We start from the raw sequence: 25,790 nt of genomic DNA, 5'->3' as shown, positions 1-25,790 counted from the left end.
AGGTGGTTGAAAGCGACATGACAGCGGACCCGGTCAGCGCCGTGTTCGGCGCGCTCGCCGACCCGACCCGCCGCGCCATCCTGGCCCGGCTCGCCACCGGTGAGGCGACGGTCAACGAACTGGCCGCGCCGTTCCCGATCAGCGTCCAGGCCATCTCCAAGCACCTGGGCGTGCTGGAGCGCGCCGGGCTGATCGTGCGGACCCGTGACGCCCAGTGGCGGCGGTGCCGCCTCGACCCGACGCCGCTGCGCACCGTCGCCGAGTGGGTCGACCAGTACCGCCGGCTCTGGGCCGAACGCTACGACGCCCTCGACGACTATCTACACGACCTGAAGGAGACCAGCCATGACCGAGACCCGTGACCTGACGGTCGACGTGTCCTCCGAGCGGGACATCACGATGGTCCGTTCGTTCGACGCCCCGCGAAACCTCGTCTTCGCCGCGCACACCCAGGCCGAGCACCTCGAGAAATGGTGGTGCCGGGGCAATCCGGCCGACGTCGAGATCGACTTCCGCGAGGGTGGCCGCTATCGCATCGTCGAGCACGCACCGGACGGCAACGACTACGCCTTCCGGGGTGAGTTCCGGCAGATCACCGCGCCGGAGCGGATCGTGCAGACCTTCGAGTTCGAGGGCATGCCCGGCCAGGTGGCGGTGGAGACGCTTGTCTTCACCGAGCAGGGCGGCGGCACGCTGCTCACCAGCACCACTCGCTTCGACACCGCCGCCCAGCGCGACGGCATGGTCGAGACCGGCATGGCGCAGGGCACCGCCGAGTCGTACGCGGCCCTCGACCGGCACCTGTCCACCCTGCGCTGACGGACGGGACCACGTTGATCAAGAGGTTCGCGTCAGAATACGAGCCGATCGTGACGCGAACCTCTTGATCGACACGGGTGCGGGGTGGGGGTGTGGGGTGTGGAGGTTGGGGGGTGGGTTGGGGAGGCGTTCGGGCTTCGGCTGTCCACGGTGGATTCGGTTCCGTACGGGGCCGATGTGCGGGCTCGGTTGTGGCGGGGTGGGACAAAGGACGGTGGGCGGTATGCCGTCAAGGTCAGCGGTGGTGGTACGCCGGCCGGCCTGATCGTGGCCGCGCACCTGGCCGAGCGGGGCGTGCCCGGTGTCGCGGCGCCGGTCCGCACCCGTGACGGGCGTCTGTACGCCGAGCGTGACGGGGTACGCCTCTCCGTGGTCCCGTGGGTGTCCGACCTGCGGGCGCTGGACGGCCCGATGAGCGAGGCGCACTGGCGTGCGTACGGGGAACTGCTGGCCGCCGTGCACGCGGTCCCGGTGACCGGTGAACTGGAACGGCTGCTACCGGGCGGCGGTGACGCGTACCCCTCGATTCTGGCCGCGAGCAGGGACGTGGCCGGACGGCTCCGTGACCAGGCCGACTCGGGCGACCCGCTGGTCGCCGACCTGGCGGCGCGCTGGGCGGCGAACGCCGACCGGGTGTCCGCGCTGCTCGCTGGGGTCGAGCGACTCGCTGCCCACCGGTCGGGGTCGGCGGTTGTCTGCCACGGCGATCCTCATCTGGGCAACCTGCTGCTCGGCCCGGACAGCCAGGTCTGGTTGATCGACTGGGACGACGCGGTGCTCGCCCCGCGCGAGTGTGACCTGATGTTCGTCGTGGGCGGGGTGCTCGCCTTCGCGCCGATCACCCCCGGGCAGGAGAGGGCCGTGCTCGCCGGGTACGGCGCGGTCGGCATCGACGCGGCGCGGCTGGCCTGGTTCCTCGCGGTACGCGCGCTCGACGACTTCAGCGACTGGACCCGTCAGGCGTTGGACCCCTCCGCCAGCCCCGACGATCGCGCGACGGCCGGCCGGATCGTCCGTGGGCTCGTATCGCCGGTCGGCCTGGTCACCCTCGCCGACGTGGCACTGCGTGAGCTCGACGGGCGGCGCTGAGGCCCGGAAACGCGAAACGGCAGGGAGATCCAGCTCCCTGCCACCTCTAACGTATATCGCACCCGGGGTCTTGCGGCAAGACCCCCGTCGTGCCGCAGAATCGTCACCCGAAGCCCAAACCTGGGAAAATCGGGGGAATCGTGATCGATGTCATCATTGCCGGCGGCGGACCGACCGGTCTGATGCTCGCCAGTGAGTTGCGGCTGCACGACGTACGCGTCGTGGTGCTGGAGAGGGATGCCGAGCCGACCCGTTTCGTCCGTTCACTCGGCCTGCACGCGCGCAGCATCGAGATCATGGATCAGCGCGGACTGCTGGAGCGCTTCCTCGCCCTGGGTACGCGCCATCCGCTCGGGGGCTACTTCGCGGCGATCCCCAAGCCGCCGCCGGGCGGCCTCGACAGTGCCCACGCGTACGTCCTCGGCATCCCGCAGACCATCACGGACCGCCTGCTGGCGGAGCACGCCGTAAAGGTCGGCGTCGAGGTCCGGCGCGGCTGTGCGGTCGTCGGGCTGAGCCAGGACGACGACGCGGTGACGGTGGAGCTGGCCGACGGCACGCGGTTGACGTCGCGGTTTCTCGTCGGCTGCGACGGCGGCCGGAGCACCGTCCGGCGGCTGCTCGGCGTCGACTTCCCCGGTGAACCCAGCCGGGTCGACTCGCTGCTGGGCGAGATGGAGGTGGGGGTACCCCCGCAGACGGTGGCGGAGGTGGTCGCCGAGGTGCGCAGGACCCACCTCCGCTTCGGTCTCGGGCCACTCGGAGACGGTGTGTACCGGGTGCTCGTGCCCGCCGAGGGAGTGGCCGAGGACCGCGACGTCCCGCCGACGATCGGGGAGTTCCAACAGCAACTGCGGGCGTACGCGGGCACCGACTTCGGCGTGCACTCGCCGCGCTGGCTGTCCCGCTTCGGCGACGCCACCCGGTTGGCCGAGCGGTACCGGGTCGGCCGGGTGCTGCTGGCCGGCGACGCCGCGCACATCCACCCACCGACCGGCGGGCAGGGCCTCAACCTCGGCATCCAGGACGCGGTCAACCTCGGTTGGAAACTGGCCGCCGAGGTCGCCGGCTGGGCGCCTGACGGGCTGCTGGACAGCTACCACGCCGAGCGGCACCCGGTGGCCGCGGACGTCCTCGTCAACACCCGTGCGCAGATGTTCCTGCTGTCACCGGACCCGGGGCCGCAGGCGGTACGCCACCTGTTGTCGGAGCTGATGGACTTCGAGGACGTGAACCGGTACCTGATCGAGAAGGTCACCGCGATCGGCGTCCACTACGACTTCGGCGCGGGCCACGAGCTGCTCGGGCGGCACCTGCGGGACGTCCGACTGACCCGGGGACGCCTCTACGAACTGATGCGCGCCGGCCGCGGGCTGCTGCTCGACGCGACCGGTCGCCTCTCGGTCGCCGGGTGGGCGGACCGGGTCGACCACGTCGTCGACGTCGGTGACGGGCTCGACGTACCCGGTGTGCTGCTGCGTCCGGACGGCCACGTGGCGTGGGTCGGTGACGATCAGAGCGACCTGGTGGGCCAGCTGCGCCGGTGGTTCGGCGCGAGCGCCACCTGACACACGCCCTAGTCGCGGAAGAGGGAGCTGTCGACGAGCTGTCGCGGCGCCCGCGGGCCGGAGAGGCTCTTCGCCTGGTACATGGCCGCGTCGGCGCGGCTGAGCGCGTCGGTGAGCTGGGCCGGACAGGTCACCGGGGCGAGCCCCACCGACGCGGTGACCCGGACACTGCACCCGGTCAGCCGGATCGGCGCGGCGACGGTCTCGCTGAGGCGTCGGGTGGCGTGCTCGATCCAGCGTCGGTCGACGGTCGGGCTGGCGAGCAGCCCCGCGAACTCGTCGCCGCCGAGTCGGGCGACGAGGTTGTCGCCCGCGAACCCGGCCAGTCGTTCCGCGACGCTGATCAGCACCTGGTCGCCGGCGGCGTGCCCGTACCGGTCGTTGATCTGCTTGAAGTCGTCGAGGTCGAGCACGATGGCGATCAGCGGCTGGCCGTCGGCGTTGGTGAGCAGGGCGGCCGCGAGACGGTAGAAGGCGCGGCGGTTGGGCAGCCCGGTGAGCGGGTCGTGGCTGGCGGCGTGGCGTTCGGCGGCCAGCTCGGCCTGAAGGTGCTCGATCTCGGCCTCGGCGCGTACGGCGCGGCGGCGCAGTTGCCAGGAGGAGAGCAGGGCACCCGCCGCACAGACGCCGGAGGCGACGCTCATCGGATCCGGCAGGAGACCTCCCATCGCCGCGACCGCCTCCCGCCTTCGGTCTGCGCGGCGCGCCTGCCGCGTCGGGGCCAGTTTTCCCTGGTCATCACCCCGCTCGGGGTAACTCAAAGTGAACGGATAAGCACCGATCACGTGCGTTATCATGCTCGCCATCCGGTGCAGATGCAATAGCAGATGCACGTGCATAACGGCCCGACCCCGATACCGCACCCTCGCCGCGTCACCGCTCCTCCCACGGGCACCGGCGGGCTCGTGAGCAGAAAGACGCCTCTCATGCAGCAGCCACCCAATGGCGTTCCGATTCCTCAGTTGCCCCATTTGACCTGGCAGAAGAGTCGCCGTAGCAACCCGAGCGGCAACTGCGTCGAACTCGCCGAACTGCCCGGAGGGGCCGGCATCGCCGTCCGCAACTCGCGTCACCCGGAAGGGCCGGCGCTGATCTACACAGTGGACGAGATCGCCGCCTTCGTGCTCGGCGCCCGCGACGGGGACTTCGACCATCTGATCAACTGACCGGCCGCGCGGGGCGGTCTCAGCGATGGGACTGAATCGCCGGTCCGGAGGAGTTCACCTCACTGTCGGTCCATGGCATGCTTACACGTCGGTCGGGCTCGGTGCCCGATCACGTGGTCGGTATCCGGAGGTCCGCACGTGACGATGGTTCCCGCCGAGGGCGGCCCGACAACCGGGCCAACCGTGCTGCGCATGCTGCTCGGCGCCCAGCTTCGTCGGCTGCGGGAGTCCAGCGGGGTGACCCGGGAGGGCGCCGGGTGGGAGATCCGCTCCTCTGAGTCGAAGATCAGCCGGATGGAGCTGGGCCGGGTCGGCTTCAAGGAACGTGACGTCTCCGACCTGCTCACCCTCTACGGCGTCAGCGACGAGGGGGAGCGCGAGGCGCTGCTCAAGCTCGCGCGGGACGCCAACAGTCCCGGTTGGTGGCACCGTTACGGCGACGTACTGCCCAGTTGGTTCCAGTCCTACCTGGGCCTGGAGGCGGCGGCGCTGATCCGCAGCTACGAGGTGCAGTTCGTCCCCGGCCTGTTGCAGACCCGGGAGTACGCCCGGGCGGTCGTGCTGCTCGGGCACGGCGGCGCCGGCGTCGCCGAGATCGACCGTCGGGTGGATCTGCGGATGCAGCGTCAGCAACTGCTGCTCCGGGACAAGCCGCCGCTGCTCTGGGCCGTGGTGGACGAGGCGGCGCTGCGCCGCCCGATCGGCGGTCCCGAGGTGATGCGGGGCCAACTCACCGCGCTCATCGAGGCGACCAAGTCGCCCACCGTCCGACTTCAGGTCATCCCCTTCGCCGCCGGTGGTCACGCGGCGGCCGGTGGCGCCTTCACCATCCTGCGCTTCGGTGACCAGGAGCTGCCCGACATCGTTTACATCGAACAGTTGACCAGCGCCCTCTACCTGGACAAGCGCGACGACCTCGACTACTACGCCGTGGCCATGGAACGGCTCTGCGTCGAGGCGGAGCCGCCGGAGCGTACGCCGGAGATCCTGGGCCGGTTGTTGGAGGAGACCTACCCGCAGTGACGGTGCCCTGAGGGCACGCGCGGGTTCTTTTGCGTTGACCGTTGCCGACGTGTCGAGCTACCCTCTGTATCGATCCAGTCTGAATCGATACAGAGGGGCGTCGAGTGAAGCCGACACTGCAAGCCGTGGCGGACGCCGTCGGTGTCTCCCGCAGCACCGTGTCCAATGCCTACAGTCGCCCCGACCAGCTCTCCTCGGCCCTGCGCGAGCGGATCCTCGCCGCCGCGCGCCAGCTCGGCTACCCGGGACCCAACCCGACCGCCCGCTCCCTGCGCCGTGGCTTCGTCGGCTCGATCGGGGTGCTGTTCACGTCCCAACTGTCGTACGCCTTCACCGACCCCTTCGCCGTCCGCTTCCTCGCCGGGGTGGGCGCCGCGACCGAGCGACACGGCACCAGCATGCTGCTCGTGCCCCTGCCACACTCGCAGGCCGACGCCCGGCGGGCCGTGGAGAACGCCGCCGTCGACGGCTTCTGCGTGTACTGCGTGGCCGACGAGGAGTGGGCGCTGGACGTCATCCGGGCGCGCGGCCTGCCGTACGTCAGCACGGCCGCCCGCGACGACGCCGCCGCTGACGAGCGGTTCGTCGGCATCGACGAGCGGGCCGCCGCGCGCAGCGTCGCCGCGCACGTGGCCGGTCTCGGCCACCGGAGGGTCGCCCTGCTCGTGGACTCCGTCCTGCCCGACGCGCCCACCGGTCCGGTGACCCTGTCCGGGTTCGAGCGCGCCCCGCACCCGACGACCCGGGGCCGGCTCGCCGGCTTCGCCGACGCGTTCGCCGAGGTCGGCGTCGCCTGGTCGGAGCTGACACTGCTCAACGCCCCCGGCAACAGCGGCCATGCCGCGTCGGCCGCCGTCGCCGGGCTGTTCGACCGGCCCGAGCCGCCCACCGCCGTGCTGGCCGGCTCCGACGTGCTCGCCCTCGGCGTGCTCGACGCCCTGGCCCGGCGACCGAACGGCACCCGCCCGCCGGTCTCGGTGACCGGGTTCGACGACGTCCCCGAGGCGGCGGCGGCCGGCCTCACCACCGTCCGGCAGCCGGCGCAGGAGAAGGGCCGGATCGCCGCCGAACTGCTGCTCGATCCACCCACGGACGCTGCCGCAGGTCACGTGCTGCTACCCACCGAACTCGTCGTCCGGGCCTCCACCGGACCCCACGTGAGGAGTTGACCATGGAATTCCCGACCGGATACGTCACCGCCCTCGACGCGATGAACCGCCACGTCACCTCGGCCCGACCGGACGCCCCGGTCGTCATCGAGCGCGCCCGCCGGCCGCTGCTGGCCCCGACCCGGCAGCTGACCGCCGTCGCCCTGCGTCGACTCGCCGACCGGATCCAGCCCCGACCGGTGCCCCGCTGCTCTTGATCGCCGCCCATTCCGGCACTCCGGGGACGAACAGTGCCGGTGCGGACACGTAGGGTGGTCGATCGCGCACTCGCCGGGCAGACTGGTCTGGCCATGTCACCCTTCACGCCCACCCTCCGCCTCCACGACCGCTACGTGCTGCACGAGCGGATCGGTCTCGGCGGCATGTCCGAGGTGTGGCGGGCCGACGACGACGTGCTCGGCCGGCCGGTGGCGATCAAGGTACTCGCCGGCCAGCTCGCCACCGACCCGCACCTGCGGGCCACCATCCAGCGCGAGGCCCGCGCGGCCGCCCGGCTGACCCACCCGCACGTCACCCAGGTGTACGACTACGCCGAGGCGACCCTGGCCGATGGTGTCGTCGTCCCGTACCTCGTGATGGAGCTGGTCGAGGGCCACAACCTGGCCGACCGGCTGCGCTCCGGCCCGCTGCCCTGGCCGGAGGCGGTCCGGGTGGCCGGGCACATCGCCGCCGCGTTGGCCGCCGCGCACCGCATCGGGGTGGTGCACCGCGACGTGAAGCCGGGCAACGTCATGCTCACCGACACCGGGGCCAAGGTGCTCGACTTCGGCATCGCCGCCCTCGGTGGGCTCGACAGCCAGTCCGGCGAGCCGGTGATGGGAACGCCTGCGTACTTCGCCCCGGAACGCCTCGCCGCCGGCCCACCCGACCCGGCCAGCGACGTGTACGCCCTCGGGGCGCTGCTCTACCGGATGCTCACCGGCGAGGCGCCGCTGCCCGTGCAGACCTGGGAAGACGCGATCGAGGTGCACCGGCGGGGCACGCCGGTGCCGCCGCTGCGAGTGCCCGGCCTACCCGCCGACATCGCCGAGCTGACCCTCGCCTGCCTCGCCGCCGACCCGGCCCGTCGGCCCAGCGCCGCACAGCTCGCCCGCCGGTTCGGCGCCGGCCAGCCGGTCGAGCCTCCCACCGAGCTGCTCCGGATCGTCCCGGCCGCCCACCCGCCCACCCTGATCGACCGCTCGGCCGCCCGGCCCGCGCCGGTCGTGTCCGCGCCGGTCCGACGCCGTTCGCGCCGGCCCCTGGCGCTCGCCGTCGCGGCCGGTCTCGCCGTGCTGGTCGGCCTCGGCGCGCTGCTCACCCAGGGTCTCGGCGCACCCGACACGTCCGGCCCCGGGCCGGTGGCCGCCCCGTCGTCCCCCTCCACCACGGCGCCCCCGCCCCGGACGCAGTCGCCGTCGCCGAAGCCCGCGACGTCGACCTCCCCGTCGCCCCGCCCCAGCAGCGCCGTGCCGTCGGCCGTCGGGCAGGGGTTGCCGGTCAGCTTCCGCCAGGTCAGCGACGAGTTCGACCAGGTGCTCGCCGCGGCGGTGGCCCGTGGCGACGTCGACCGCAGAACCGCCGAGGAGCTGCGCGACGACCTCGCCGACGTGAACCGACGGACCCGGGACCGCGAGCGGCGCATCGCCGACCTGCGGGACACCATCGGCGAGCTGGTGGACCGTGGCCGGCTGCCCCGGCAGACCGCCGTTCAGCTCGACGCGCTGCTGGCCCAGACCCGTGAGCTACCCGTCGATCGTGCCAACGACTGACTAGTCTCACCGGCATGACGACGACGCAGACGCACCGCCTCGCCGTACCCGGCGCTGACCTGGTCTACGACGTCCGAGGTCCACTGCCTCCGACCGGCGGGCGTCGCGCGTTGCTTCTGATCGGTCAGCCGATGGCGGCGGAGGGCTTCAGCGCGCTCGTCCCGCACCTCACGGACCGGACCGTCATCACGTACGACCCGCGCGGTCTCGGCCGCAGCACCCGGAGCGACGGTCGGTCCGACCACACGCCACAGCGGCAGGCGGCCGATCTGCACCTGCTCATCGAGGCCCTCGGCGCGGGTCCGGTGGACGTGTTCGCCAGCAGCGGAGGCGCGGTGACCGCGCTCGAACTCGTCGCGACCCACCCCGGCGACGTCGCCACGCTGGTGGCGCACGAGCCGCCGATCAACGCGGTGCTCCCCGACGACGCGGGCGCCGAGCGCGCCCGCAACGCCGTTCACGATGCGTACCAGGCGAAGGGGGCCGGGGCCGGCATGGCCGCGTTCATCGTGATGACATCGTGGCAGGGCGAGTTCACCGACACCTACTTCGCCCAGCCCGCGCCCGACCCCGCGATGTTCGGTCTGCCGACCGAGGACGACGGCAGCCGCGACGATCCGCTGCTGTCCAACAGCTCATGGGCCATCACCGACTACCGCCCCGACGCGGCCGTCCTCACTGCCGCGTCGAGCCGGATCGTGATCGCGGTCGGCGCGGAGTCGACGGGCACGTACACCGCACGGACGGCCCTCGGCATGGCGGCGCTGCTCGGCCAGGAGGCCACGGTGTTCCCGAGCCACCACGGTGGCTTCCTCGGCAGCGAGCACGGATACGCGGGCAGGCCGGAGGAGTTCGCCGCGCGGCTGCGCGAGGTTCTGGACGCCGACTGACGCCGTCGTCGATCCGGACGGCTGATCCATCCGCCGGGGTCGCTGGCATGATGGGCCGATGCGAACACGGCTGATCTTCGTGCGTCACGGTGAGTCGGTCCACCAGGTCGACGGGATCGTGGGCGGACCGCACGGGTGCCGAGGGTTGACGTCGCTCGGCCACGACCAGGCCCACCGGCTGGCCCAGCGGCTCGTCGACGACTACGCCGTCGAGGGGTCGGTGGCGGTGTACTCGTCGGTGCTGCGTCGCGCCGTCGAGACCGCGCAGCCCATCGCGGCGGCGTTCGGCGTCCGGCCGCTGGCCGACTGCGGCCTCTGCACCTGGCACACCCCGCCGTACGCCGACGGGCTGCCGGTCACCCGCTTCCGCACCGAGCACGCGGTGGCCGGTGGGGGAGTGTTCCGCCCGTTCGAGGACGGCAACGAGAGCTGGGCCGAGTTGGTCGTCCGCGTCAGCCGCGCCGTCATGGAGATCGCGCACCGGCACCGGGGCGGCACCGTGGTCCTGGTCGGCCACAGCGAGACTGTGGAGGGCGCCTTCCACGCGCTCGCCGCGCAGCCGATCTTCCGGGCGTTCGACCTGGAGGTGCCCCCGGCATCGATCAGCGAGTGGGTCACCGACCACGACACCGGCGGCTGGCCGCCGGCCCGCTGGACCCTGCGGCGCTTCGGGGACACCGCCCGAATCGGTTAGCCCTGCCCGCTGAGGATCTGCTCGCGCAGGATCTCCGCGTGCCCACAGTGCTGCGCCAACTCGCGCAGGACGTGCAGGTACATCCAGCGCAGTGGCAGCGGGCCGCGCCGGTTGCCGTGCAGCACGTCGTCCAGACCCAGCGACGCCGTCGCGCGGCGCGACGCCTCGCACGCTTCGTGGTGGGCCTGCTGGATGCTGGCGATGGTGTCGCCGTCGTCGAGGATGAACGACTCGTCCGGCGTCGCCGGGATGCCGATCTCGGCGCGTGACCGGCACGTGATCGCCTCGTCGAACCAGACCTTCTCCACGAAGGCCGCGTGCTTTACCAGACCCAGCATTGTCGTCCGGGACGGCACCAGCGAGCGTCGCGCCTGCTCCTCGGTCAGCCCGTCCAGGGCCTCGTTGAGCGCGCGGCGGTGCTCGTCGATGAAGGCCTCGATCTGCGCCTGGGCTGGCTGGTCGATGACGTCGTCGGCGAAGGTGGGCGGGAAGACGGTCATGGACCGAAGCATGTCAAGGGCGTCGCCCGGGATCAACCACGGCACGGCTCACCCGCCGAACGAGACGAGTGCGCCGCGTTCGTCGAAGACCGCCGTACCCGCCCAGGCGATCTCCCACCGGTTGCCCTCCGGGTCGGCGATGTACGCCGAGCGGCCACCCCACGAACGGTCGGTCGGCGCCGCCACGACCGTCGCCCCCACCGCGACAGCCGCCTCGAAGGCCGCGTCGACCTCCCCGCGGTCGTCGACGTTGCAGGCCAGCGTCACGCCGGACCAGCCACCGGCCGGATCGGCGACATCCGGTGCCGCCTCGGCCGCCAGCTCGGGCAGCGGGTAGAGAGCGAGCAGAACGCCTCCGAGCTGGAAGGCCGACCAGCCGTCGTCGCTGGCGGGCAGCTCCGGCCAGCCCAGGGACAGGTAGAAGGATCGCAGCCGGCCCAGGTCGCGGGCGCCCAGGGTGACCACGGACAGTCGAGCAGGGATTGCGCTCATCGCCCGATCCTGCCGCACCGGTACGACAGGAAACGGCGGCGTCCTCAGTGGATCGAGGTCGCCGCCCACTCGCCCGGTGTCGTGCCGACCCGGGCGGCCACGTCACCGTGCGGTGTCCAGATGGCCGAGCGGCCGGCCGCCTCGCGGTAACCGCCGCCGGTCGACCCGGCGAAGCTCGCCATCGCCACCCAGACCCGGTGCGTCGTGACGATCCGCTGCGCCCGCTCGTCCGGCACGGCGGCATCCCGGGCCGACTCCAGCACGCCCGCCGCGTACACGTCGATCCCCAGGGCCGCCGTCGCCCGCGCGTGGGCGGCGACCCCGGTGTCCTTGCAGACCGCCAGCCCGATCCGCCATCCGTCGACGTCGAGCACGCCCGGTGCGTCGCCCGGCCGGAACCGCTGCGGCTCCACGCCGCCCAGCCACATCTTCCGGTATGCCACCGTCACCCCGTCACCGGTCACCGCCAGCACTCCGATGTGGTCACCGGTCACCGGCGCGCCGGCCAGCGCCACCGTGCCCACCTCGGCGCACGCGTCGACAAGCGGCGTCAACCGCCGGTCGTCAATCGGCACGACCGGCCCCTGCAACTCGTACCCCGTCAGGGACAGCTCCGGGAAGACCACCACCCGGGCGCGCGCCGCGCGGACCGCGTCGGCGTGCGCCCGCGCGTTCTCCGCGACGTCCAGGGGTACGCACGGCGGCTGCGCCACCGCGAGCCGCAGCGGACCACGGGCCGGCCCGTCCGTGGCGGTCTGCGCGGTCTCCGCCTCACGGTTGACTCTCAGGATCGCTTCGTAACGTGTGGGCATGCTTCGAACGTCGCACGCCGTCCTCGCCACCGGAACCCCCGCCGCCGCGGCCGAACCGCCGCAGGGCGGGATCGTCGGGTACGTCAGCGATCTGGTGGAACGGCTCGGCGGGCCGGGGGCCGGTCTGGCGGTGGCGTTGGAGAACCTGTTTCCGCCGATCCCCAGCGAGGTCATCCTGCCGCTGGCCGGCTTCGTGGCCGCGCAGGGTCGGATCAGCCTGGTCGGCGCGATCTTCTGGACCACCCTGGGTTCGGTGCTCGGCGCGCTGGCGCTCTACCTGATCGGCGCCTCCCTTGGCCGCGACCGGATGCGTGCCATCGTGGCCCGACTGCCGCTGGTGAAGCTCAGCGACGTCGACCGGACCGAGGCGTGGTTCCTGCGGCACGGCGTGAAGGCGGTGTTCTTCGGCCGGATGATCCCGATCTTCCGAAGCCTGATCTCCATCCCGGCCGGGGTGGAGCGGATGCCGGTGCGGACCTTCCTGCTCTACACCACGCTGGGCAGCCTGATCTGGAACAGCGCCTTCGTGCTCGCCGGGTACCTGCTGGGTGACAACTGGCACCTCGTCGAGGGCTACGTCGGCACGCTCCAGAACGTGGTGATCGTCGCGTGCGTCGCGGCTGTCGCCTGGTTCGTCGGCTCGCGGGTGCTGAAGGCCCGCCGTGCCGCCCGAGACCCCGAATCGGACCCGGATCTCTCTCGCCGCGGTGCGCCCCCGGCGAGAACGCCGGATCCCGACGGTCGGGGCACCCTCTACCGGGGCGCCTCCTGGGCCTCGGACGAGCGCTAACCCGCCGCCTGCCGCGCGACGCCCCTCGGGTGGCGGACCCGATCTCGCGCGGCACCCGCAGTCGACCCGGCAGCTCTCTGATGCCAGGGGGCGGCCACCGCCGCAACGGCCATGCCCCGCCGCAGCCGTCCGACGGACAGCGGAACAGCGGAACGGGATGCCGAATGGTGCATTCTGGGCGTGATGTCCGGTTCCGACGGCGGCGGGGTGTGACCGGGTGCATTCGCGGGCCTGAATCGTGGCCGCCCCGGGGTCGTTACACACCCTGACGATCGCAGGACCACGGCCACCCCGCCCGGGAATGGCCGGCCGGACCCGGTCGTTGCAGACCCCCGAACGACCGCCGGCACCCCTTGATGGGTGCCGCACCCCAAGACCTTTCCCCGTTTGTGCAGCGCCGGACGAGGTGCTCACATCCGCGTCGCCGTTCCCCTTGGTGAGGCGGGTGTTTCCTACCCCCGAAGGAGCTACCCCCATGAACACGATCTTCCGTAAGAGCATGCTGTCCGTGGCCGGTCTCGCGTTCGCCGGTGGTGTCTTCGCCGGCCCGATCGCCCACGTCGCCGCCCCGAGCACCGACGCCCGGCCGGTCGCCGTGGTCCAGGCCGACAAGCCCGACCCGAGCAAGCTGATCCCGCACGGCACCCAGGGCGACCAGTCCCACATCGACCTGAACGACGAGCAGACCGCCAATGCCAAGGCCATCATCGCGGCCACCAAGAAGGCGGGCCTGCCCGAGCGGGCGGCGGTCATCTCGATCGCGACGAGCCTGCAGGAGTCGAAGCTGGAGAACCTGGGCCACCTCGGCGACGCCAACGACCACGACTCGCTGGGTCTGTTCCAGCAGCGCCCTTCGAGCGGTTGGGGCACGCCGGAGCAGATCACCGACCCGGAGTACTCGACGACGGCGTTCCTCAAGGGCCTGCGCCAGGTCGACGGCTGGCAGGACATGCCGCTGACCGAGGCCGCGCAGACCGTGCAGGTTTCCGCCTACCCGGACGCGTACGCCCAGTGGGAGCAGCAGGCCGCCGACCTGGTCGGCCAGTACTGGAACAGCTGACCCACCGCACGACGACCCGACCGATGGCCGGCGCCCCCGGGGCGCCGGCCATCGGCGCGTTGCTGTGCCCAGCGGGCGCGACGACGCGCCCTCGGTCGCGGCACAATGTGCCGATGGACGCCGCGCAGACCTGGCCGGAGGAGCCCGGTGTGCTCGTACTGCCCAGCGGGACGCGGGTACGAGGACGCCGCATCGCCGCGACCGCTTCGCCGGCCGACTTCGCGCTGTTGCTGGCGCCCGGTCCGGAACCGGCCTGGCCACACCGGCGGATCCGCTGGCCCGACTTCTGGGTACCGGTCGACCGAACGGACGCGCTCGACGCGCTGCGCGAGGCGCTGCGGAGGGCACACGACGGCGAACGCGTCGAGGTGGCCTGCCGGGGCGGGATCGGCCGCACCGGTACGGCGCTGGCCGCGCTGGCGATCCTCGACGGGCTACCGGCCGAGCGGGCGGTGGCCTGGGTCCGAGCCGGCTACCACCCGAAGGCGGTCGAGACACCCTGGCAGCGGCGGTGGCTACGCAACGTCGCCTGAGCACGGCACCGCCGACCCGCCAACCGCCCCCGCCGGGCGATCTTGTTGACTAGGGTCGGGCACATGAGAGCTGCTGCGCTGCTGGCGGTCACGGCGTCCGCCGTCCTGCTCGCTCCCGCGCCGGCTGTCGGCACCGCGGCTGCGGCCACGCGTACCGCTGCCGCCCCGCCGGCCGTGCGGTGTCCGCGGGCGTCGGCGCCGACGGTGTCCCGGCCGCCGCGCCCGTCGCCTCCGCCCGCCGTGCCCGAGGCTCGGGTGGTCGGCGGCGTCGCACTGGCGACCAGCGGCCTGGTCGTGCCGGCCGGCGTGGACGCCCCACCGGCGATCACTGCCACGTCGTGGCTGGTCGCGGACCTCGACTCCGGCCAGGTGCTCGGCGGCTGCGGCCCACACGAGTACGGCACCCCGGCCAGCGTCCAGAAGCTGTTGCTGGCGGCCACGATGATGCCCCGACTCGACCCCGCCCAGACGGTGACCGTCACCGCGGCGGACATGAACATCGAGCCCGGCTCGTCCGCCGTCGGTCTGGTCGAGGGTGGCCGCTACACGATCGAGACGATCTGGCTGGGGCTGCTGCTGAACTCCGGCAACGAGGCGGCGAACGCGCTGGCCCGCCTCGGCGGCGGCCCGGACGGCGCGGCCGGGGGAGTGCGCGCCATGAACGAGCAGGCGCACCACCTCGGCGCGCTCCAGACACACGCCGTCACCCCGTCCGGTCTGGACGGCAAGGGCCAGTTCACCAGCGCGTACGACCTGGCGCTGATCGCCCGGGCCTGCTTCGCGCAGCCGACGTTCCGCCGGTACGCGCTCACCGACCTGGCGACGATCCCCGCCCAGCCGGCACAGCGGACGAAGGGCTTCCAGATCCAGAACGAGAACCAGCTCATCTACCGGTACCCGGGCGCGTTGGGCGGCAAGACGGGCTTCACCGACCTGGCGCGGCACACGTACGTCGGTGCGGCGCAACGCAACGGTCGCCGGCTGGTGGTGACGTTGCTGGGTGCCGAGCCGACGCCGAAGCGGGGCTGGGAGCAGGGCGCGGCCCTGTTGGACTGGGGTTTCTCGCTGCCCCGCGACGCCGGCGTCGGTCGCCTGGTCGATCCGGGAGAGCTGACCGCCCCGCCGTCGGCCACCCCGTCCGTGCTGGCCGCGCCCGGTCCGCCCCGCCCGGCGGCGGCCAGCGGTCCGGCGCACACCGGTTCCGGCTGGCTCTGGTCGGTCTCCGCGCTCAGCGGCGCGGGGGTGCTGGTGCTACTGGGCGGGCTGCTGTGGCACCGCCGCCGCCGGTTGTCCTGACGGGTCGGCAACCGGCCGGGGCGATCGACAACCGGCTCCGGCATCCATAGACTCCGGTCTTTCTGGCAGCGCGAGTCCCAGGAGGATCCCTGTGTCGAGTGAACGCGAAACGCCCTCCGGCGCGGCGGCACCCCGCCCGTCGGTACGTGCGCTGACCCGCCTCGCGGGCGTGACGGCGATCGCCGCGGCGCTGGTCGTCGGCTCTTCGGTCACCGCGCTGGCCGCGCCGGGCGCGACCGTCGACGCGTCCGGCGTCGCCAGCGTGGCGCACGCTCCGGCGCCGCCCGCCGCTGACCGTCCGCCGCGCACCACGCACGGCCCGTGCGCATACACCGAGACGCCCGACGAGCCGGCCGCCCGGCCCGTGCCGCTGCCACCCGACCCGCGCCGCACGCCGGACCGGGGCACCGTCCGCGTGACGCTCTCCACCAACCAGGGGCCGATCGGGTTGACCCTGGACCGGGCCGCCGCGCCGTGCACGGTGCAGAGCTTCCTGCACCTGGTCGGTAAGCGGTTCTACGACCGCACCCCGTGTCACCGGCTCACCGCGTACCCCACGCTGAGCGTGTTGCAGTGCGGCGACCCGTCCGGCACCGGCGAGGGCGGACCGGGCTACCGGTACCGCGACGAGCTGCCCACCGACCTACCGCCCGCGCCCACCGACCCGACCGGCGTACGCCGGCTCTACGCGCGGGGCGTGCTGGCGATGGCCAACGCCGGTCCGGACACCAACGGCAGCCAGTTCTTCCTGGTGTACGCCGACTCGGCGCTGCGCCCCAACTACACGATCTTCGGAACGGTCGACGCGGCCGGGCTGGACACGCTGGACCGGATCGCCGCCGGAGGCGTCGCGCCCACGGCCGAGGATCCCGCGCCGGTCGACGGCGCACCCGCGCTGCCGGTGACCATCTGTCGGGCCGTACGCGCACACCACCACTGATCCGCTGCGCGCGGTGGGCGGCGAGGGCCGCTCACCGCGACGCCGGTTGCCGGAATTTCCGGGAGCCCGACCGGTAGCGGCGGAACCGGGTATCCGACCCGGTTCAGGCCGTTGGGACGACGAGGGTCACCCGGTCGACCGCGCGGTGGTGCTGTCCCGGACGACCAGTTCGGTGGCGAGTTCCACCCGGGGGGAGTCGATGCCCTCACCCTGGGCCAGCCGCAGTACCGTCCGCGCCGCGAGGCGGCCCATCTCCACCAGGGGCTGCCGGACGGTGGTCAGCGGCGGGGACGCCCAGCGGGCCTCCGGCAGGTCGTCGAATCCCACCACGCTGACGTCGTCGGGAACCCGCAGCCCTCGGCGGCGGATGGCCTCGTAGACGCCGAACGCCATCTGGTCGCTGGCCGCGAAGATGCCGGTCGGCGGATCGGCCAGGTCGAGCAGCGCCGTGCCGCCCGCGAAGCCGGAGGCGTGGTAGAAGTCGCCCGGGTAGATCAGCGCGTCGTCCACCGGCACTCCGGCGGCCTCCAGCCCGGCCCGGTAGCCGTCGAGGCGGGCCCGACTGCACAGCAGATGTGTCGGTCCGGCCACGAATCCGATCCGGCGGTGGCCGACCGCCAGCAGGTGCTCGGTCGCGGCGAGCCCGCCCGCCCAGTTGGTGGCGCCGATGGTCGGCACATCCATGGACGGCACGCCGGCCGGGTCGACGACCACCACCGGCACGTTGAGGCGGCGTAGCTGTGCGTGCAGCGGCGGGCTCAGGTGCGACGTCACGAAGATGACCCCGTCGGTGGCCCGGGTGCGCAGGTTCTGCAACCACTGCCGGGCCGCGGTGGGCTGCCGGTGGATCGCGGAGACGACGGTGCCGACACCCGCGCCGTGCCCGACGTCCTCGACGCCCCGGATGATCTCCACCGCCCAGGGGCTGTCCAGGTCGTTGAAGACCAGGTCGACGAGGCCCGCGCGGCGGACGCTGCGGCTGCTGCGCCGTCGGTAGCCGTGGTGGCGCAACAACTCCTCGACGCGTTCCCGGGTGTCCGGGGCCACATCGGACCGGCCGTTGAGCACCCGTGACACGGTCGGCACCGAGACGCCGGCCTCCCGTGCGATCGCGGTGATGGTCACCCTGCGTCCGTCGTCCGCGTCCACCCGTGTCTCCTTCACCGCTCCGGGAGGGGCCACCGCCCGCGTCGCCCGTCCCGTGTCCCGGAACGGCGCGCCCGCTCCTCGGGTCATCTTGCCTCACCGAGGGGGGTTGACGACACGCCAGGTCGGTCATAGCGTTCGGCAGAGTTGCGGAAATGTTCCGGTAATTTGTCGGATGCGTCTCGCCGTACCGTCCCGCGTGACAGACAAGGACGCCATGTACACGGACCTGCCCGAGGAGCAGCTACGCGAGTACCGCGGCGTGGTGCGCGAGCCCGCCGACTTCGACGATTTCTGGGCGCGCACTCTGGTGCAGGCGCGCGAGGCGGCGTGGCCGGTCCGGCTCGAACCCGTGGTGACCGGTCTGACCGCCATCGACGTGTACGACGTGACGTTCCCCGGCTTCGCCGGACAGCCCGTACGGGCCTGGCTCCGGGTTCCCCACGGCACCGGCACCGCCCTGCCGACCGTCGTGCAGTACGTGGGCTACGGCGGCGGGCGCGGGCACCCACTGGAGAACCTGCTCTGGGCGACCGCCGGGTTCACCCACCTACAGATGGATACCCGTGGGCAGGGTTCCGGCTGGAGCCGGGGCGACACCGCGGACCTGGGCGCGACAGGCGCGCAGGCGCCCGGCGTGGCGACGCGGGGCATCGCCGACCCACGCACGTACTACTACCGACGGTTGATCACCGACGCGGTACGGGCCGTGGACGCCGCCCGTACCCTGCCCATGGTCGACCCGACCCGACTGGCGGTGCTCGGGCACAGCCAGGGCGGGGCCATGGCGCTGGCGGCCGGCGCGTTGGCGCCCGGTGTGCGGGCGGTGGTGGCCCTCGTGCCGTTCCTGTGCGACATCCCCCGCGCCGTGGTGGTCACCGACGCGCACCCGTACCGGGAGATCCGTGACTACCTGGCGATCCACCGCGACGCCGAGGAACGGACGCTGACGACCCTGTCGTACGTCGACGGGGTCAACTTCGCGCGGCGCTGTCGCCGGCCCACCCGCTACTCGGTGGCGTTGATGGACGACATTGTGCCGCCCTCGGGTGTCTACGCCGCCCACAACTCGCACGCCGGGCCGACGGAGCTGTCGGTGTGGCGCTACAACGGCCACGAGGCCGGGGGTATCGACGACGACGAGGCGGCCCTGCGCTTCCTCGCCGCGCAGTTGGTCGAGACGCCCGAGGCGACGAAGACCGCCGTCCACCCGGTTCCGCTGACGCCCGGCGCGTGAGCGGACCCGCTGAACCAGCGCGGGACGCGCCGACCGACCTGCCGCGCGTCACCGACCGGCTTTGGTAGACAGGACCTGTGCGCAGGTCAGGACGATTGGGTGGCGTGGCCGTGCTCGCGCTCGCCGCGGCGCTCGGCGGCTGCTCCTCGCCGCCACGCCCCACGCCGACGGTCGCCACCCCGGTCTCGGCGAGCCCTCGACCGACGCCTGACGGCCCTACCACCCGCCCGAGCGCGACCCCGCCGACCGCGACCCCGCCGCGCGCGGGTGGGTTGCCGCGCTTCGTGGTGCTGACCGACGTCGACCCGCGCATCCACGTCGACATCCGGTACGCCACGGCGCACAACTTCGTGGGCCGGCCGATCGCCGGCTACCGCGAACCGCTGTGCCTGCTCACCCGGTCGGCGGCCGAGGCGCTGCGCCGGGTCCAGGACGCCGCGCTCGCCGGGGGCCACAGCCTCAAGGTGTACGACTGCTACCGCCCGAAACCGGCGGTAGCCGACTTCGTCGCCTGGGCGAAGCGTCCCGGTGAGCAGCAGACCAAGGCCGAGTTCTACCCGCACCTGGCGAAGAACCGGCTCTTCGCCGACGGCTACATCGGCGCGCCGACCGCGCACAGCCGGGGCAGCACGATGGACCTGACCCTCGTCGACGAGCCCGCCGCCAGCCAGCCCCCGTACCGGCCCGGCCAGTCGCTGGTGGCCTGCACCGCGCCGCGCTCGCAACGCTTCCCGGACAACAGCATCGACATGGGTACGGGCTTCGACTGCTTCGACGCCCGAGCGCACACCGACGACTCCCGGATCACCGGGACCGCCCGGGACAACCGGCGGTTGCTGCGGCGGCTGATGACCGACGCCGGATTCGTCAACTACGACCGGGAGTGGTGGCACTACCGCCTGCGTGACGAGCCGTACCCGGACACGTTCTTCGCCGCGCCGGTCGCCCGTTCGTCGGTCGGCTGAGTCCCGGCGGTCAGGTCCAGTAGAGGACACGGCAGGCGGGTATCCGCGCGGCCAGCTCGTCGGTGAACCACCGTCGCAGCTCGACCATGGTGTCCCGGGGGTAGACGTACTTCACCGCGCCGAATTTGCCGTGCTTGCGGCTGCGCGCCGCCACGTCCATCTCCAACCGGGTACGCGGGTACCAGCCGAGCAGCACCTCCCGGCTGCCGGGCGTGAACCGGTGGGTGATCAGCTCGGCGGTCAGGTCCAGCTCCGGTACCCCGTCGACCGCCGCGCGGACCTGGTCCAGCAGGTCGCCGTACGCCTCGCGCCAGTCGGGCAGCGCGATGATGGGCGCGATGGTCAGCCCGACGGGATAGCCGTCGAGCGCGAGCCGGCGCAGGGCGGCGAGCCGGTCCGGCACGCGGGCGGTGCCGCCCTCGAACCGCTGGCTGACCGGCGCGCAGTTGACGCTGAACCGGACCCGGGTGCGCCCGTGGTGGGGCAGGCCGACGAAGCTGTCCACGTCGGCGTACTTGGTGGTCCAGCGCAACTGCACGGGGGCGTCCCAGTCGGCGAAGTGCCGCACCGCCCGTTCCCAACTGCCGGTCAGGTGCTCCAGCGCCAGGGGGTCGGTGTAGCAGGACGCCTCGAACGTGGTGCCCTCGTCGGCGCGACGCGCGTCGCGGCTCGTCACCGTGCCACGCCCGGCGTACGGAGTCAGTCCGGCGAGGATGTCGTCGAGGTCCGCGTACACCCGGGTCACCGGCGGGCCGGAGAGCGATCCGGCCAGATAGCAGTACTGGCAGTGCGCGGGGCAGCCCTCGGCGAGGTCGACCCGCCAGTCGGCGCTGGGCGCGATGGGTTGCAGGTCGCGCCGGGACGGCGGGCTCACCACGATCGCCATGGTCGCCTTGGCTCGGGCGTACGTCTCGCGGTCGGTCTGCCCGCGTACTCCGCTGAGTCGGTTGGAGCGGAGCCGTTCCACCTCGATGCCGAGCGCCTGCACCCGGTCGACGATTCGCTGTCCGTGTGGGTGGTCCAGGGCGGCGGAGGTGGCCACCACCCGACCCGGCGTCCACCGACGCGCGGGTCGCGCCGCCGGAGCGAGGGCGGCCAGGTCGCGGATTGGCACCCGCTCGCCGCTGGCGTCGTGCGGCGCGGCGGGTACGTCCACGGCCAGCGGCGTGTCGACGTCGACGGCATCCGGGCTGGTCATCGGGCCGGAGTACCCGTTGCCGCAGGAATCCCACCCGATCGCCGTCCTGGCGATTGACGCCGGACGTCGGGAACGCATAATCTTTCGTCTATCTGTAAACCTTGTGAACAGATATACGTCTGACGCGGCGGCGCGCGTCCCGACCGAAGGGACGATCAGGTGATCGCAGAACTCTCCGTTCGTACCAGAAGGATCTTGTCCGTGTTCGTCGCCCTCGTCGTGGCCGTGAGCGCCGGCGTCGGCCTCGGCGTCGCGCGCAGCGCGCAGGCCGCGCCGACGTTCAAGGTCCTGGCCTTCTACAACGGCACCTGGGACGACGCGCACATCGACTTCATCAAGGACGCACGCGCCTGGTTCCCGCAGGCCGCCGCGCAGTACGGCTTCTCCTGGGAGGCCACCAACAACTGGAGTCTGCTGAACGCGTCCAACCTGGCCCAGTACAAGGTCGTCATGTTCCTGGACGACGCGCCGCCCGCCGCCCAGCGCCCCGCCTTCCAGCAGTACATGCAGAACGGCGGCGCGTGGATGGGCTTCCACGTGAGCGCGTGGACCGACAACCCGTCGAGCTGGAGCTGGTACTACAACACGTTCCTCGGCTCGGGCTCGTTCCGAACCAACACCTGGCTCCCGACCCGGGTCACCATGCGCGTCGACAACCGCACCCACGCGGCCACCCGGAACCTGCCGGCGACGTTCTCGTCGTCGTTCAGCGAGTGGTACTCGTGGAGCAACGACCTGCGGCAGAACTCCAACATCGACATCCTGGCCTCGGTCGACCCGTCGAGCTTCCCGGTCGGCACCGACCCCAACCAGTCCTGGTACAGCGGCTACTACCCGCTGGTCTGGAGCAATCGGCAGTACAAGATGATCTACGCCAACTTCGGGCACAACAGGATGGACTACGGCACCAAGACCGGCCTGTCGTCCACCTTCGACAGCGCCCAGCAGAACAAGCTGCTGATCGACGGGCTGCACTGGCTCGCCGGCGTCGGCACGTCGCCGACCCCGACCCCAACCCCGACGCCCACCCCGACCGGCAGCGCGGGCCCGATCTCGCCGACCGCCTGGCACACCGTCGTCAACCGGGGCAGCGGCAAGTGCGTGGACGCGCGGGCCGCCGGCACCGCGAACGGCACCGCGATCCAGCAGTACGCCTGCAACAACAGCACCGCCCAGCAGTACCAGTTCGTCCCGACCAGCGACGGCTACCTGCGGGTCAACAACCGCAACAACAGCGCGCAGGTGCTCGACGTGACCGACCGGTCGACCGCCGACTCGGCCCCCATCCAGCTCTGGTCCTACAGCGGCGGCGTCAACCAGCAGTGGCGCGCGGAGTCCGAGGGCGGTGGCTACTACCGCCTGGTCAACCGCAGCAGCGGCAAGTGCCTGGACGTGCCGGCAGCATCGACGGCGGACAGCGTCCAGCTCATCCAGTACACCTGCAACGGCACCGCGGCGCAGTCGTTCCGGCTGGTGTCCACGTCGTAGGTCCGCTATAGCCTCGCGGCCATGGCGCTTCGGCTCCGTCACCGCCACCCTCACCGACGGTGCCGGAGCCGAAGACGACTGGTACCGCGCAGGCCGGCCTCAGCGAGTGGCTGGACGCGCTGCCCGGTCGGGTCTTCGCCGACATCGCCATCCGCCTGTTCCAGGTCGAGGTCGACGGGCACGTGTTCGGGTTGGTCGACTGGTCCGAGGAGTACGACGGCGACGACCACGCGGAGTTCCTCCCCGACGACCTCGCGTTCGACCCGCCGTGGGACGGCTACTACGACACCTGAGCGGGCGTCTCGTCGAAGGCCGGGCCCGGCGGGTCGCGTGCTGTGTTGTGCCCCTGTCGAGCTGCCCCAGAAATGGGGCGCGCTCCGCACCTTCGCGGGCGTCTCGTCGAAGGCCGGGCCCGGCGGGTCGCGTGCTGTGTTGTGTCCCTGTCGAGCTGCCCCAGAAATGGGGCGCGCTCCGCGCAGCCGGGGCGGCGCCCGTCTCGGTGCCGGGCTGCTTGGTGAGCGCCGCTGTGCGTGCCGGGCCCGGTGTGCTTGCCGAGCGCCGCTGTGCGTGCCGGGCGCCGGCTGCTTGGTGAGCCCGCCCGGTGGACTGGCTGCCGGCGGGGAGCGTGAGCGCCGCCCGCTGAATGCCGCCCCATATCTGGGGCAGCTCGACAGGCTCTGCGGGTGACAGGCACGGCAGGCACGGCAGGCACGGCAGGCCCGCCAGGCACGCCAGGCACGCCAGGCACGCCGCTGCCGCGCCGATGGGGATATCCATTGCGGACGTGCCGTCGCCCTCGTACTGTCACCGGTGCAAGGTCGAGAGCAACCACCAGAGCAACCACGAGGGGAGTACGCCGTGTCGCAACGCGTCCACACCGACGCCGCCCGGCGTCTGCTTCCTGCCGGCGGTTATCTGCTCACCCCAGCCACGACCACTGCCGGTAACCCCTTGCGGGGCACCGGGCCGGGGTGGCGCGCCTGACGCCGACGCTGACGCGTCCGCCGGCCGCCCCTCCCCACCGGGATCGGGCGGCCTTCTTGTGTCCCCGTCCCGCCGCCGTACCGCCGCCGGCCGGCGCATGATCGATATCGGTCACCCGCACGACAGAAGGAGACCATCATGGGATTCACCCCGCTCGCCGGGACCCGGGCGCCGGTCCGGGTCTGGACCGACCCGTACGCCATCGAGCCGCAGGCCGCGAAGCAGCTGCGGAACATCGGCGCGCTGCCCTGGGTGCAGGGTGTCGCCGTGATGCCGGACGTGCACTTCGGCAAGGGCGCGACGGTCGGCTCGGTGATCGCCATGCGACAGGCCGTCTCGCCGGCAGCCGTCGGCGTCGACATCGGTTGCGGCATGTCGGCGGTGCGCACGTCGCTGACCGCCGTCGACCTGCCCGACGACCTGGGCGGGCTGCGGTCCGCGATCGAGGCCACCATCCCGGTCGGCTTCGCCCAGCGGCCCGAGGCCGTCAACACGCGTCGGGTCCGTGGGCTTGAGCAGGCCGGCTGGGACGACTTCTGGGTTCGCTTCGCCGGTCTGGACCCTCGGGTGGCGCCGCTCGAGACGCGGGCACAGCGGCAGCTCGGGACGCTCGGCGGCGGTAACCACTTCATCGAGGTCTGCCTCGAGCAGGGCGGCGACGACGAGGGCCGGGTCTGGCTGATGCTGCACTCGGGGTCCCGCAACATCGGCAAGGAACTGGCCGAGCGGCACATCGGCGTGGCCCGGCGGCTGCCGCACAACGCCGACCTGCCCGACCGGGACCTCGCCGTGTTCCTCGCCGGCACGCCGGAGATGGACGCGTACCGGCGGGACCTGTGGTGGGCGCAGGAGTACGCGCGGCGCAACCGGGCCGTCATGCTGGCGCTGCTCTGCAATGTGGTGCGCGAGCAGTTCCCGCAGGTCGGCTACGACGAGCCGATCTCCTGCCACCACAACTACGTCTCCGAGGAGAGCTACGACGGCGTCGACGTGCTGGTCACCCGCAAGGGCGCCATCCGGGCCGGCCGGGGTGACCTGGGCATCATCCCCGGGTCGATGGGGACCGGGTCGTACATCGTGCGGGGCCGGGGTAACCCGGACGCGTACTGCTCGGCGTCGCACGGTGCCGGGCGGCGGATGTCGCGGGCGCAGGCGAAGCGGACGTTCAGCACCGCCGACCTGGCCGCGCAGACCGCGGGCGTGGAGTGCCGCAAGGATGCCGGGGTGGTCGACGAGATCCCCGGCGCGTACAAGGACATCACCGCCGTGATGGCGCAGCAGGAAGACCTGGTGGAGGTGGTCGCGCACCTCAAGCAGGTCGTCTGCGTCAAGGGCTGACGAGGGTACGCGCGGGCCGGGAGGACCGGCCCGCGCGTCCTCCTCAGAAGCCGACGAAGACCCGACGCAGGTCGTCCAGGGTCACCGGGCCGTTCACCTGCACACTGTCCGGCGTGTAGCGGGACCCGAGCCGGCCGACCACCAGCCGCAGCCACGCCTCGGCCGGCAGGGACAACTCGCCGTCGGGCTGCTCCGGCGCGTCGGTGAGCGTGATCGGCTCGCCCAGCCGCAGCCCGAACGTCCGCTCCGGGTCCCGCAGCCGTACCAGCAGGGTCGCCTCGCGGCCGGCCAGCTCCTTGGGTCGGCTGGTCCAGCTCAGCATGCCGCCGATCTGATCGAGGAGCAGCGGCACCGCCTCCGGCGTCACCGCCGCGAACGGGTTGAACGCCACCTCGGCGTCCCACTGGTGAAAAGCGAACTCGCTGAGTCGGAACCGGGCGGCGGTGGCGACATCGACCGGCTCGGGCAGGAAGCCGAGGTTGATCCGCAGCGTCTCGCGGGTCTCGGCGTCCAGCGCCTCGTACGCCTCGACCAGACGCTCGTTGGACGCCAGGAAGCCGGCGGCGTGCTCCTCGGGGGACATGGCGTCCCAGCGCTGCCACACGCTGCGGTTGAAGTCGCCGTCCGGGGTGGGCGTGCCCTCGATGGAGGCGTTCAGGCCCGCGAGGCCGATCTCGGCGCCGCTGCCCAGGTGGCTGAGCACCTGGGAGACCTGCCATTCGCTGGCCCCGGAGGGCTGGCGCAGGTCGTCGTCCTTCAGGTCGCGCACGAGTGCGGCGAGCTCCTCGTGGCCCGCCCGTAGTGCGTGGATGATCTGGTCGGCAGCCGTGGACATGTGTCTC

28 protein-coding genes are annotated in these 25,790 nt (G+C 72.4%); 21 read left to right on the top strand and 7 right to left on the bottom strand.

Features of this window, described 5'->3' with window-relative positions:
• Positions 1-17: 17 nt before the first annotated feature.
• The 4 genes from ACIA3K_RS06850 (at position 18) to rox (ending at position 3,476) form a co-directional block, all read left to right on the top strand.
• Entirely contained in the window at positions 18-362 is a 345-nt protein-coding gene (locus tag ACIA3K_RS06850; protein WP_355050007.1) for a metalloregulator ArsR/SmtB family transcription factor, read from the top strand.
• Positions 346-819 (top strand): SRPBCC family protein, encoded by a 474-nt coding sequence (locus ACIA3K_RS06845; RefSeq protein WP_396799584.1) that lies wholly within the window; start codon positions 346-348, stop codon positions 817-819. Before ACIA3K_RS06850 ends, ACIA3K_RS06845 begins: the two co-directional genes overlap by 17 nt.
• 150 nt (positions 820-969) lie before the next feature.
• The gene (locus tag ACIA3K_RS06840; RefSeq protein WP_396799583.1) at positions 970-1,908 is read left to right on the top strand and encodes a phosphotransferase enzyme family protein; all 939 of its coding nucleotides are present in this window, start codon (positions 970-972) and stop codon (positions 1,906-1,908) included.
• Positions 1,909-2,048: 140 nt separating this feature from the next.
• The gene (gene rox / locus ACIA3K_RS06835) at positions 2,049-3,476 is read left to right on the top strand and encodes a rifampin monooxygenase (RefSeq protein ID WP_396799582.1); all 1,428 of its coding nucleotides are present in this window, start codon (positions 2,049-2,051) and stop codon (positions 3,474-3,476) included.
• Positions 3,477-3,484: 8 nt separating this feature from the next.
• Here the strand turns inward: rox and ACIA3K_RS06830 are convergent, their stop codons facing one another.
• The gene (locus ACIA3K_RS06830; protein ID WP_396799779.1) at positions 3,485-4,132 is read right to left on the bottom strand and encodes a GGDEF domain-containing protein; all 648 of its coding nucleotides are present in this window, start codon (positions 4,130-4,132) and stop codon (positions 3,485-3,487) included.
• Between the two features lie 270 nt (positions 4,133-4,402).
• Between ACIA3K_RS06830 and ACIA3K_RS06825 the strand changes: the two genes are divergently transcribed.
• The 7 genes from ACIA3K_RS06825 (at position 4,403) to ACIA3K_RS06795 (ending at position 10,169) form a co-directional block, all read left to right on the top strand.
• The gene (locus ACIA3K_RS06825) at positions 4,403-4,642 is read left to right on the top strand and encodes a DUF397 domain-containing protein (protein ID WP_355050003.1); all 240 of its coding nucleotides are present in this window, start codon (positions 4,403-4,405) and stop codon (positions 4,640-4,642) included.
• A gap of 138 nt (positions 4,643-4,780) precedes the next feature.
• Complete coding sequence (locus tag ACIA3K_RS06820) at positions 4,781-5,665, top strand: helix-turn-helix domain-containing protein (RefSeq protein ID WP_396799581.1); 885 nt, start codon at positions 4,781-4,783, stop codon at positions 5,663-5,665.
• Between the two features lie 125 nt (positions 5,666-5,790).
• The gene (locus ACIA3K_RS06815; protein ID WP_396799580.1) at positions 5,791-6,834 is read left to right on the top strand and encodes a LacI family DNA-binding transcriptional regulator; all 1,044 of its coding nucleotides are present in this window, start codon (positions 5,791-5,793) and stop codon (positions 6,832-6,834) included.
• A gap of 2 nt (positions 6,835-6,836) precedes the next feature.
• On the top strand, positions 6,837-7,031 hold the full coding sequence (locus ACIA3K_RS06810; RefSeq protein ID WP_396799579.1) for a hypothetical protein: 195 nt from the start codon (positions 6,837-6,839) through the stop codon (positions 7,029-7,031).
• Positions 7,032-7,124: 93 nt separating this feature from the next.
• Positions 7,125-8,585 (top strand): protein kinase, encoded by a 1,461-nt coding sequence (locus ACIA3K_RS06805; RefSeq protein WP_396799578.1) that lies wholly within the window; start codon positions 7,125-7,127, stop codon positions 8,583-8,585.
• A 14-nt stretch (positions 8,586-8,599) separates the two neighbouring features.
• On the top strand, positions 8,600-9,475 hold the full coding sequence (locus ACIA3K_RS06800) for an alpha/beta fold hydrolase (protein WP_396799577.1): 876 nt from the start codon (positions 8,600-8,602) through the stop codon (positions 9,473-9,475).
• A 58-nt stretch (positions 9,476-9,533) separates the two neighbouring features.
• Complete coding sequence (locus ACIA3K_RS06795) at positions 9,534-10,169, top strand: histidine phosphatase family protein (RefSeq protein WP_396799576.1); 636 nt, start codon at positions 9,534-9,536, stop codon at positions 10,167-10,169.
• On the opposite strand, the gene ACIA3K_RS06790 is transcribed toward ACIA3K_RS06795, so the two are convergent.
• Genes ACIA3K_RS06790 through ACIA3K_RS06780 form a run of 3 tightly spaced genes read right to left on the bottom strand, consistent with a single transcriptional unit; the run spans position 10,166 to position 11,886 of the window.
• Positions 10,166-10,669, bottom strand: coding sequence for a DinB family protein (locus tag ACIA3K_RS06790; protein WP_396799575.1), 504 nt, complete (start codon positions 10,667-10,669; stop codon positions 10,166-10,168). The two genes, ACIA3K_RS06795 and ACIA3K_RS06790, sit on opposite strands and share 4 nt — an antisense overlap.
• Positions 10,670-10,717: 48 nt before the next feature.
• Positions 10,718-11,161 carry a VOC family protein gene (locus tag ACIA3K_RS06785; RefSeq protein ID WP_396799574.1) on the bottom strand — a complete coding sequence of 148 codons (444 nt, stop codon included), beginning with the start codon at positions 11,159-11,161 and terminating at the stop codon, positions 10,718-10,720.
• Positions 11,162-11,205: 44 nt separating this feature from the next.
• The gene (locus ACIA3K_RS06780; protein WP_396799778.1) at positions 11,206-11,886 is read right to left on the bottom strand and encodes a carbon-nitrogen hydrolase family protein; all 681 of its coding nucleotides are present in this window, start codon (positions 11,884-11,886) and stop codon (positions 11,206-11,208) included.
• 85 nt (positions 11,887-11,971) lie between these two features.
• On the opposite strand from ACIA3K_RS06780, the gene ACIA3K_RS06775 reads away from it, so the two are divergent.
• The 5 genes from ACIA3K_RS06775 (at position 11,972) to ACIA3K_RS06755 (ending at position 16,592) form a co-directional block, all read left to right on the top strand.
• Entirely contained in the window at positions 11,972-12,763 is a 792-nt protein-coding gene (locus ACIA3K_RS06775; protein ID WP_396799573.1) for a DedA family protein, read from the top strand.
• A 475-nt stretch (positions 12,764-13,238) separates the two neighbouring features.
• Positions 13,239-13,823: a hypothetical protein gene (locus ACIA3K_RS06770; protein ID WP_355049993.1), complete on the top strand. Its 585-nt coding sequence runs from the start codon at positions 13,239-13,241 to the stop codon at positions 13,821-13,823.
• Between the two features lie 113 nt (positions 13,824-13,936).
• Positions 13,937-14,356, top strand: a complete 420-nt coding sequence (locus tag ACIA3K_RS06765) for a protein-tyrosine phosphatase family protein (RefSeq protein ID WP_396799572.1) — start codon at positions 13,937-13,939, stop codon at positions 14,354-14,356.
• A 63-nt stretch (positions 14,357-14,419) separates the two neighbouring features.
• Positions 14,420-15,652, top strand: a complete 1,233-nt coding sequence (locus ACIA3K_RS06760) for a D-alanyl-D-alanine carboxypeptidase family protein (RefSeq protein WP_396799571.1) — start codon at positions 14,420-14,422, stop codon at positions 15,650-15,652.
• A gap of 91 nt (positions 15,653-15,743) precedes the next feature.
• Positions 15,744-16,592, top strand: a complete 849-nt coding sequence (locus ACIA3K_RS06755) for a peptidylprolyl isomerase (protein WP_396799570.1) — start codon at positions 15,744-15,746, stop codon at positions 16,590-16,592.
• A gap of 126 nt (positions 16,593-16,718) precedes the next feature.
• Here the strand turns inward: ACIA3K_RS06755 and ACIA3K_RS06750 are convergent, their stop codons facing one another.
• Positions 16,719-17,741 carry a LacI family DNA-binding transcriptional regulator gene (locus ACIA3K_RS06750; protein ID WP_396799569.1) on the bottom strand — a complete coding sequence of 341 codons (1,023 nt, stop codon included), beginning with the start codon at positions 17,739-17,741 and terminating at the stop codon, positions 16,719-16,721.
• 214 nt (positions 17,742-17,955) lie between these two features.
• Here ACIA3K_RS06750 and ACIA3K_RS06745 point away from each other — a divergent pair, with 214 nt between their 5' ends.
• Both ACIA3K_RS06745 and ACIA3K_RS06740 read left to right on the top strand, forming a co-directional pair.
• Positions 17,956-18,975, top strand: a complete 1,020-nt coding sequence (locus tag ACIA3K_RS06745; RefSeq protein ID WP_396799777.1) for an acetylxylan esterase — start codon at positions 17,956-17,958, stop codon at positions 18,973-18,975.
• A gap of 95 nt (positions 18,976-19,070) precedes the next feature.
• Complete coding sequence (locus tag ACIA3K_RS06740; protein ID WP_396799776.1) at positions 19,071-19,940, top strand: M15 family metallopeptidase; 870 nt, start codon at positions 19,071-19,073, stop codon at positions 19,938-19,940.
• Positions 19,941-19,950: 10 nt separating this feature from the next.
• On the opposite strand, the gene ACIA3K_RS06735 is transcribed toward ACIA3K_RS06740, so the two are convergent.
• On the bottom strand, positions 19,951-21,138 hold the full coding sequence (locus tag ACIA3K_RS06735) for a spore photoproduct lyase family protein (protein ID WP_396799568.1): 1,188 nt from the start codon (positions 21,136-21,138) through the stop codon (positions 19,951-19,953).
• Positions 21,139-21,339: 201 nt separating this feature from the next.
• On the opposite strand from ACIA3K_RS06735, the gene ACIA3K_RS06730 reads away from it, so the two are divergent.
• The 3 genes from ACIA3K_RS06730 to ACIA3K_RS06720 all read left to right on the top strand — a co-directional run bounded on the left by ACIA3K_RS06730 (position 21,340) and on the right by ACIA3K_RS06720 (position 24,948).
• Positions 21,340-22,626, top strand: a complete 1,287-nt coding sequence (locus ACIA3K_RS06730; RefSeq protein WP_396799567.1) for an RICIN domain-containing protein — start codon at positions 21,340-21,342, stop codon at positions 22,624-22,626.
• Positions 22,627-22,685: 59 nt separating this feature from the next.
• Entirely contained in the window at positions 22,686-22,919 is a 234-nt protein-coding gene (locus ACIA3K_RS06725; protein ID WP_396799566.1) for a hypothetical protein, read from the top strand.
• A gap of 829 nt (positions 22,920-23,748) precedes the next feature.
• Entirely contained in the window at positions 23,749-24,948 is a 1,200-nt protein-coding gene (locus ACIA3K_RS06720) for an RtcB family protein (RefSeq protein WP_396799565.1), read from the top strand.
• A gap of 43 nt (positions 24,949-24,991) precedes the next feature.
• Here ACIA3K_RS06720 and ACIA3K_RS06715 read toward each other — a convergent pair whose 3' ends face one another.
• Entirely contained in the window at positions 24,992-25,783 is a 792-nt protein-coding gene (locus ACIA3K_RS06715; protein ID WP_396799564.1) for a maleylpyruvate isomerase family mycothiol-dependent enzyme, read from the bottom strand.
• Between the last annotated feature and the right edge of the window lie 7 nt (positions 25,784-25,790).

Origin of the sequence: Micromonospora sp. NPDC051543 (genome assembly GCF_044454415.1) — a bacterium.
GTDB lineage: Bacteria > Actinomycetota > Actinomycetes > Mycobacteriales > Micromonosporaceae > Micromonospora.
Note: the sequence above shows the minus strand (reverse complement) of the source record. Positions and strands in the feature narration are given on the sequence as shown.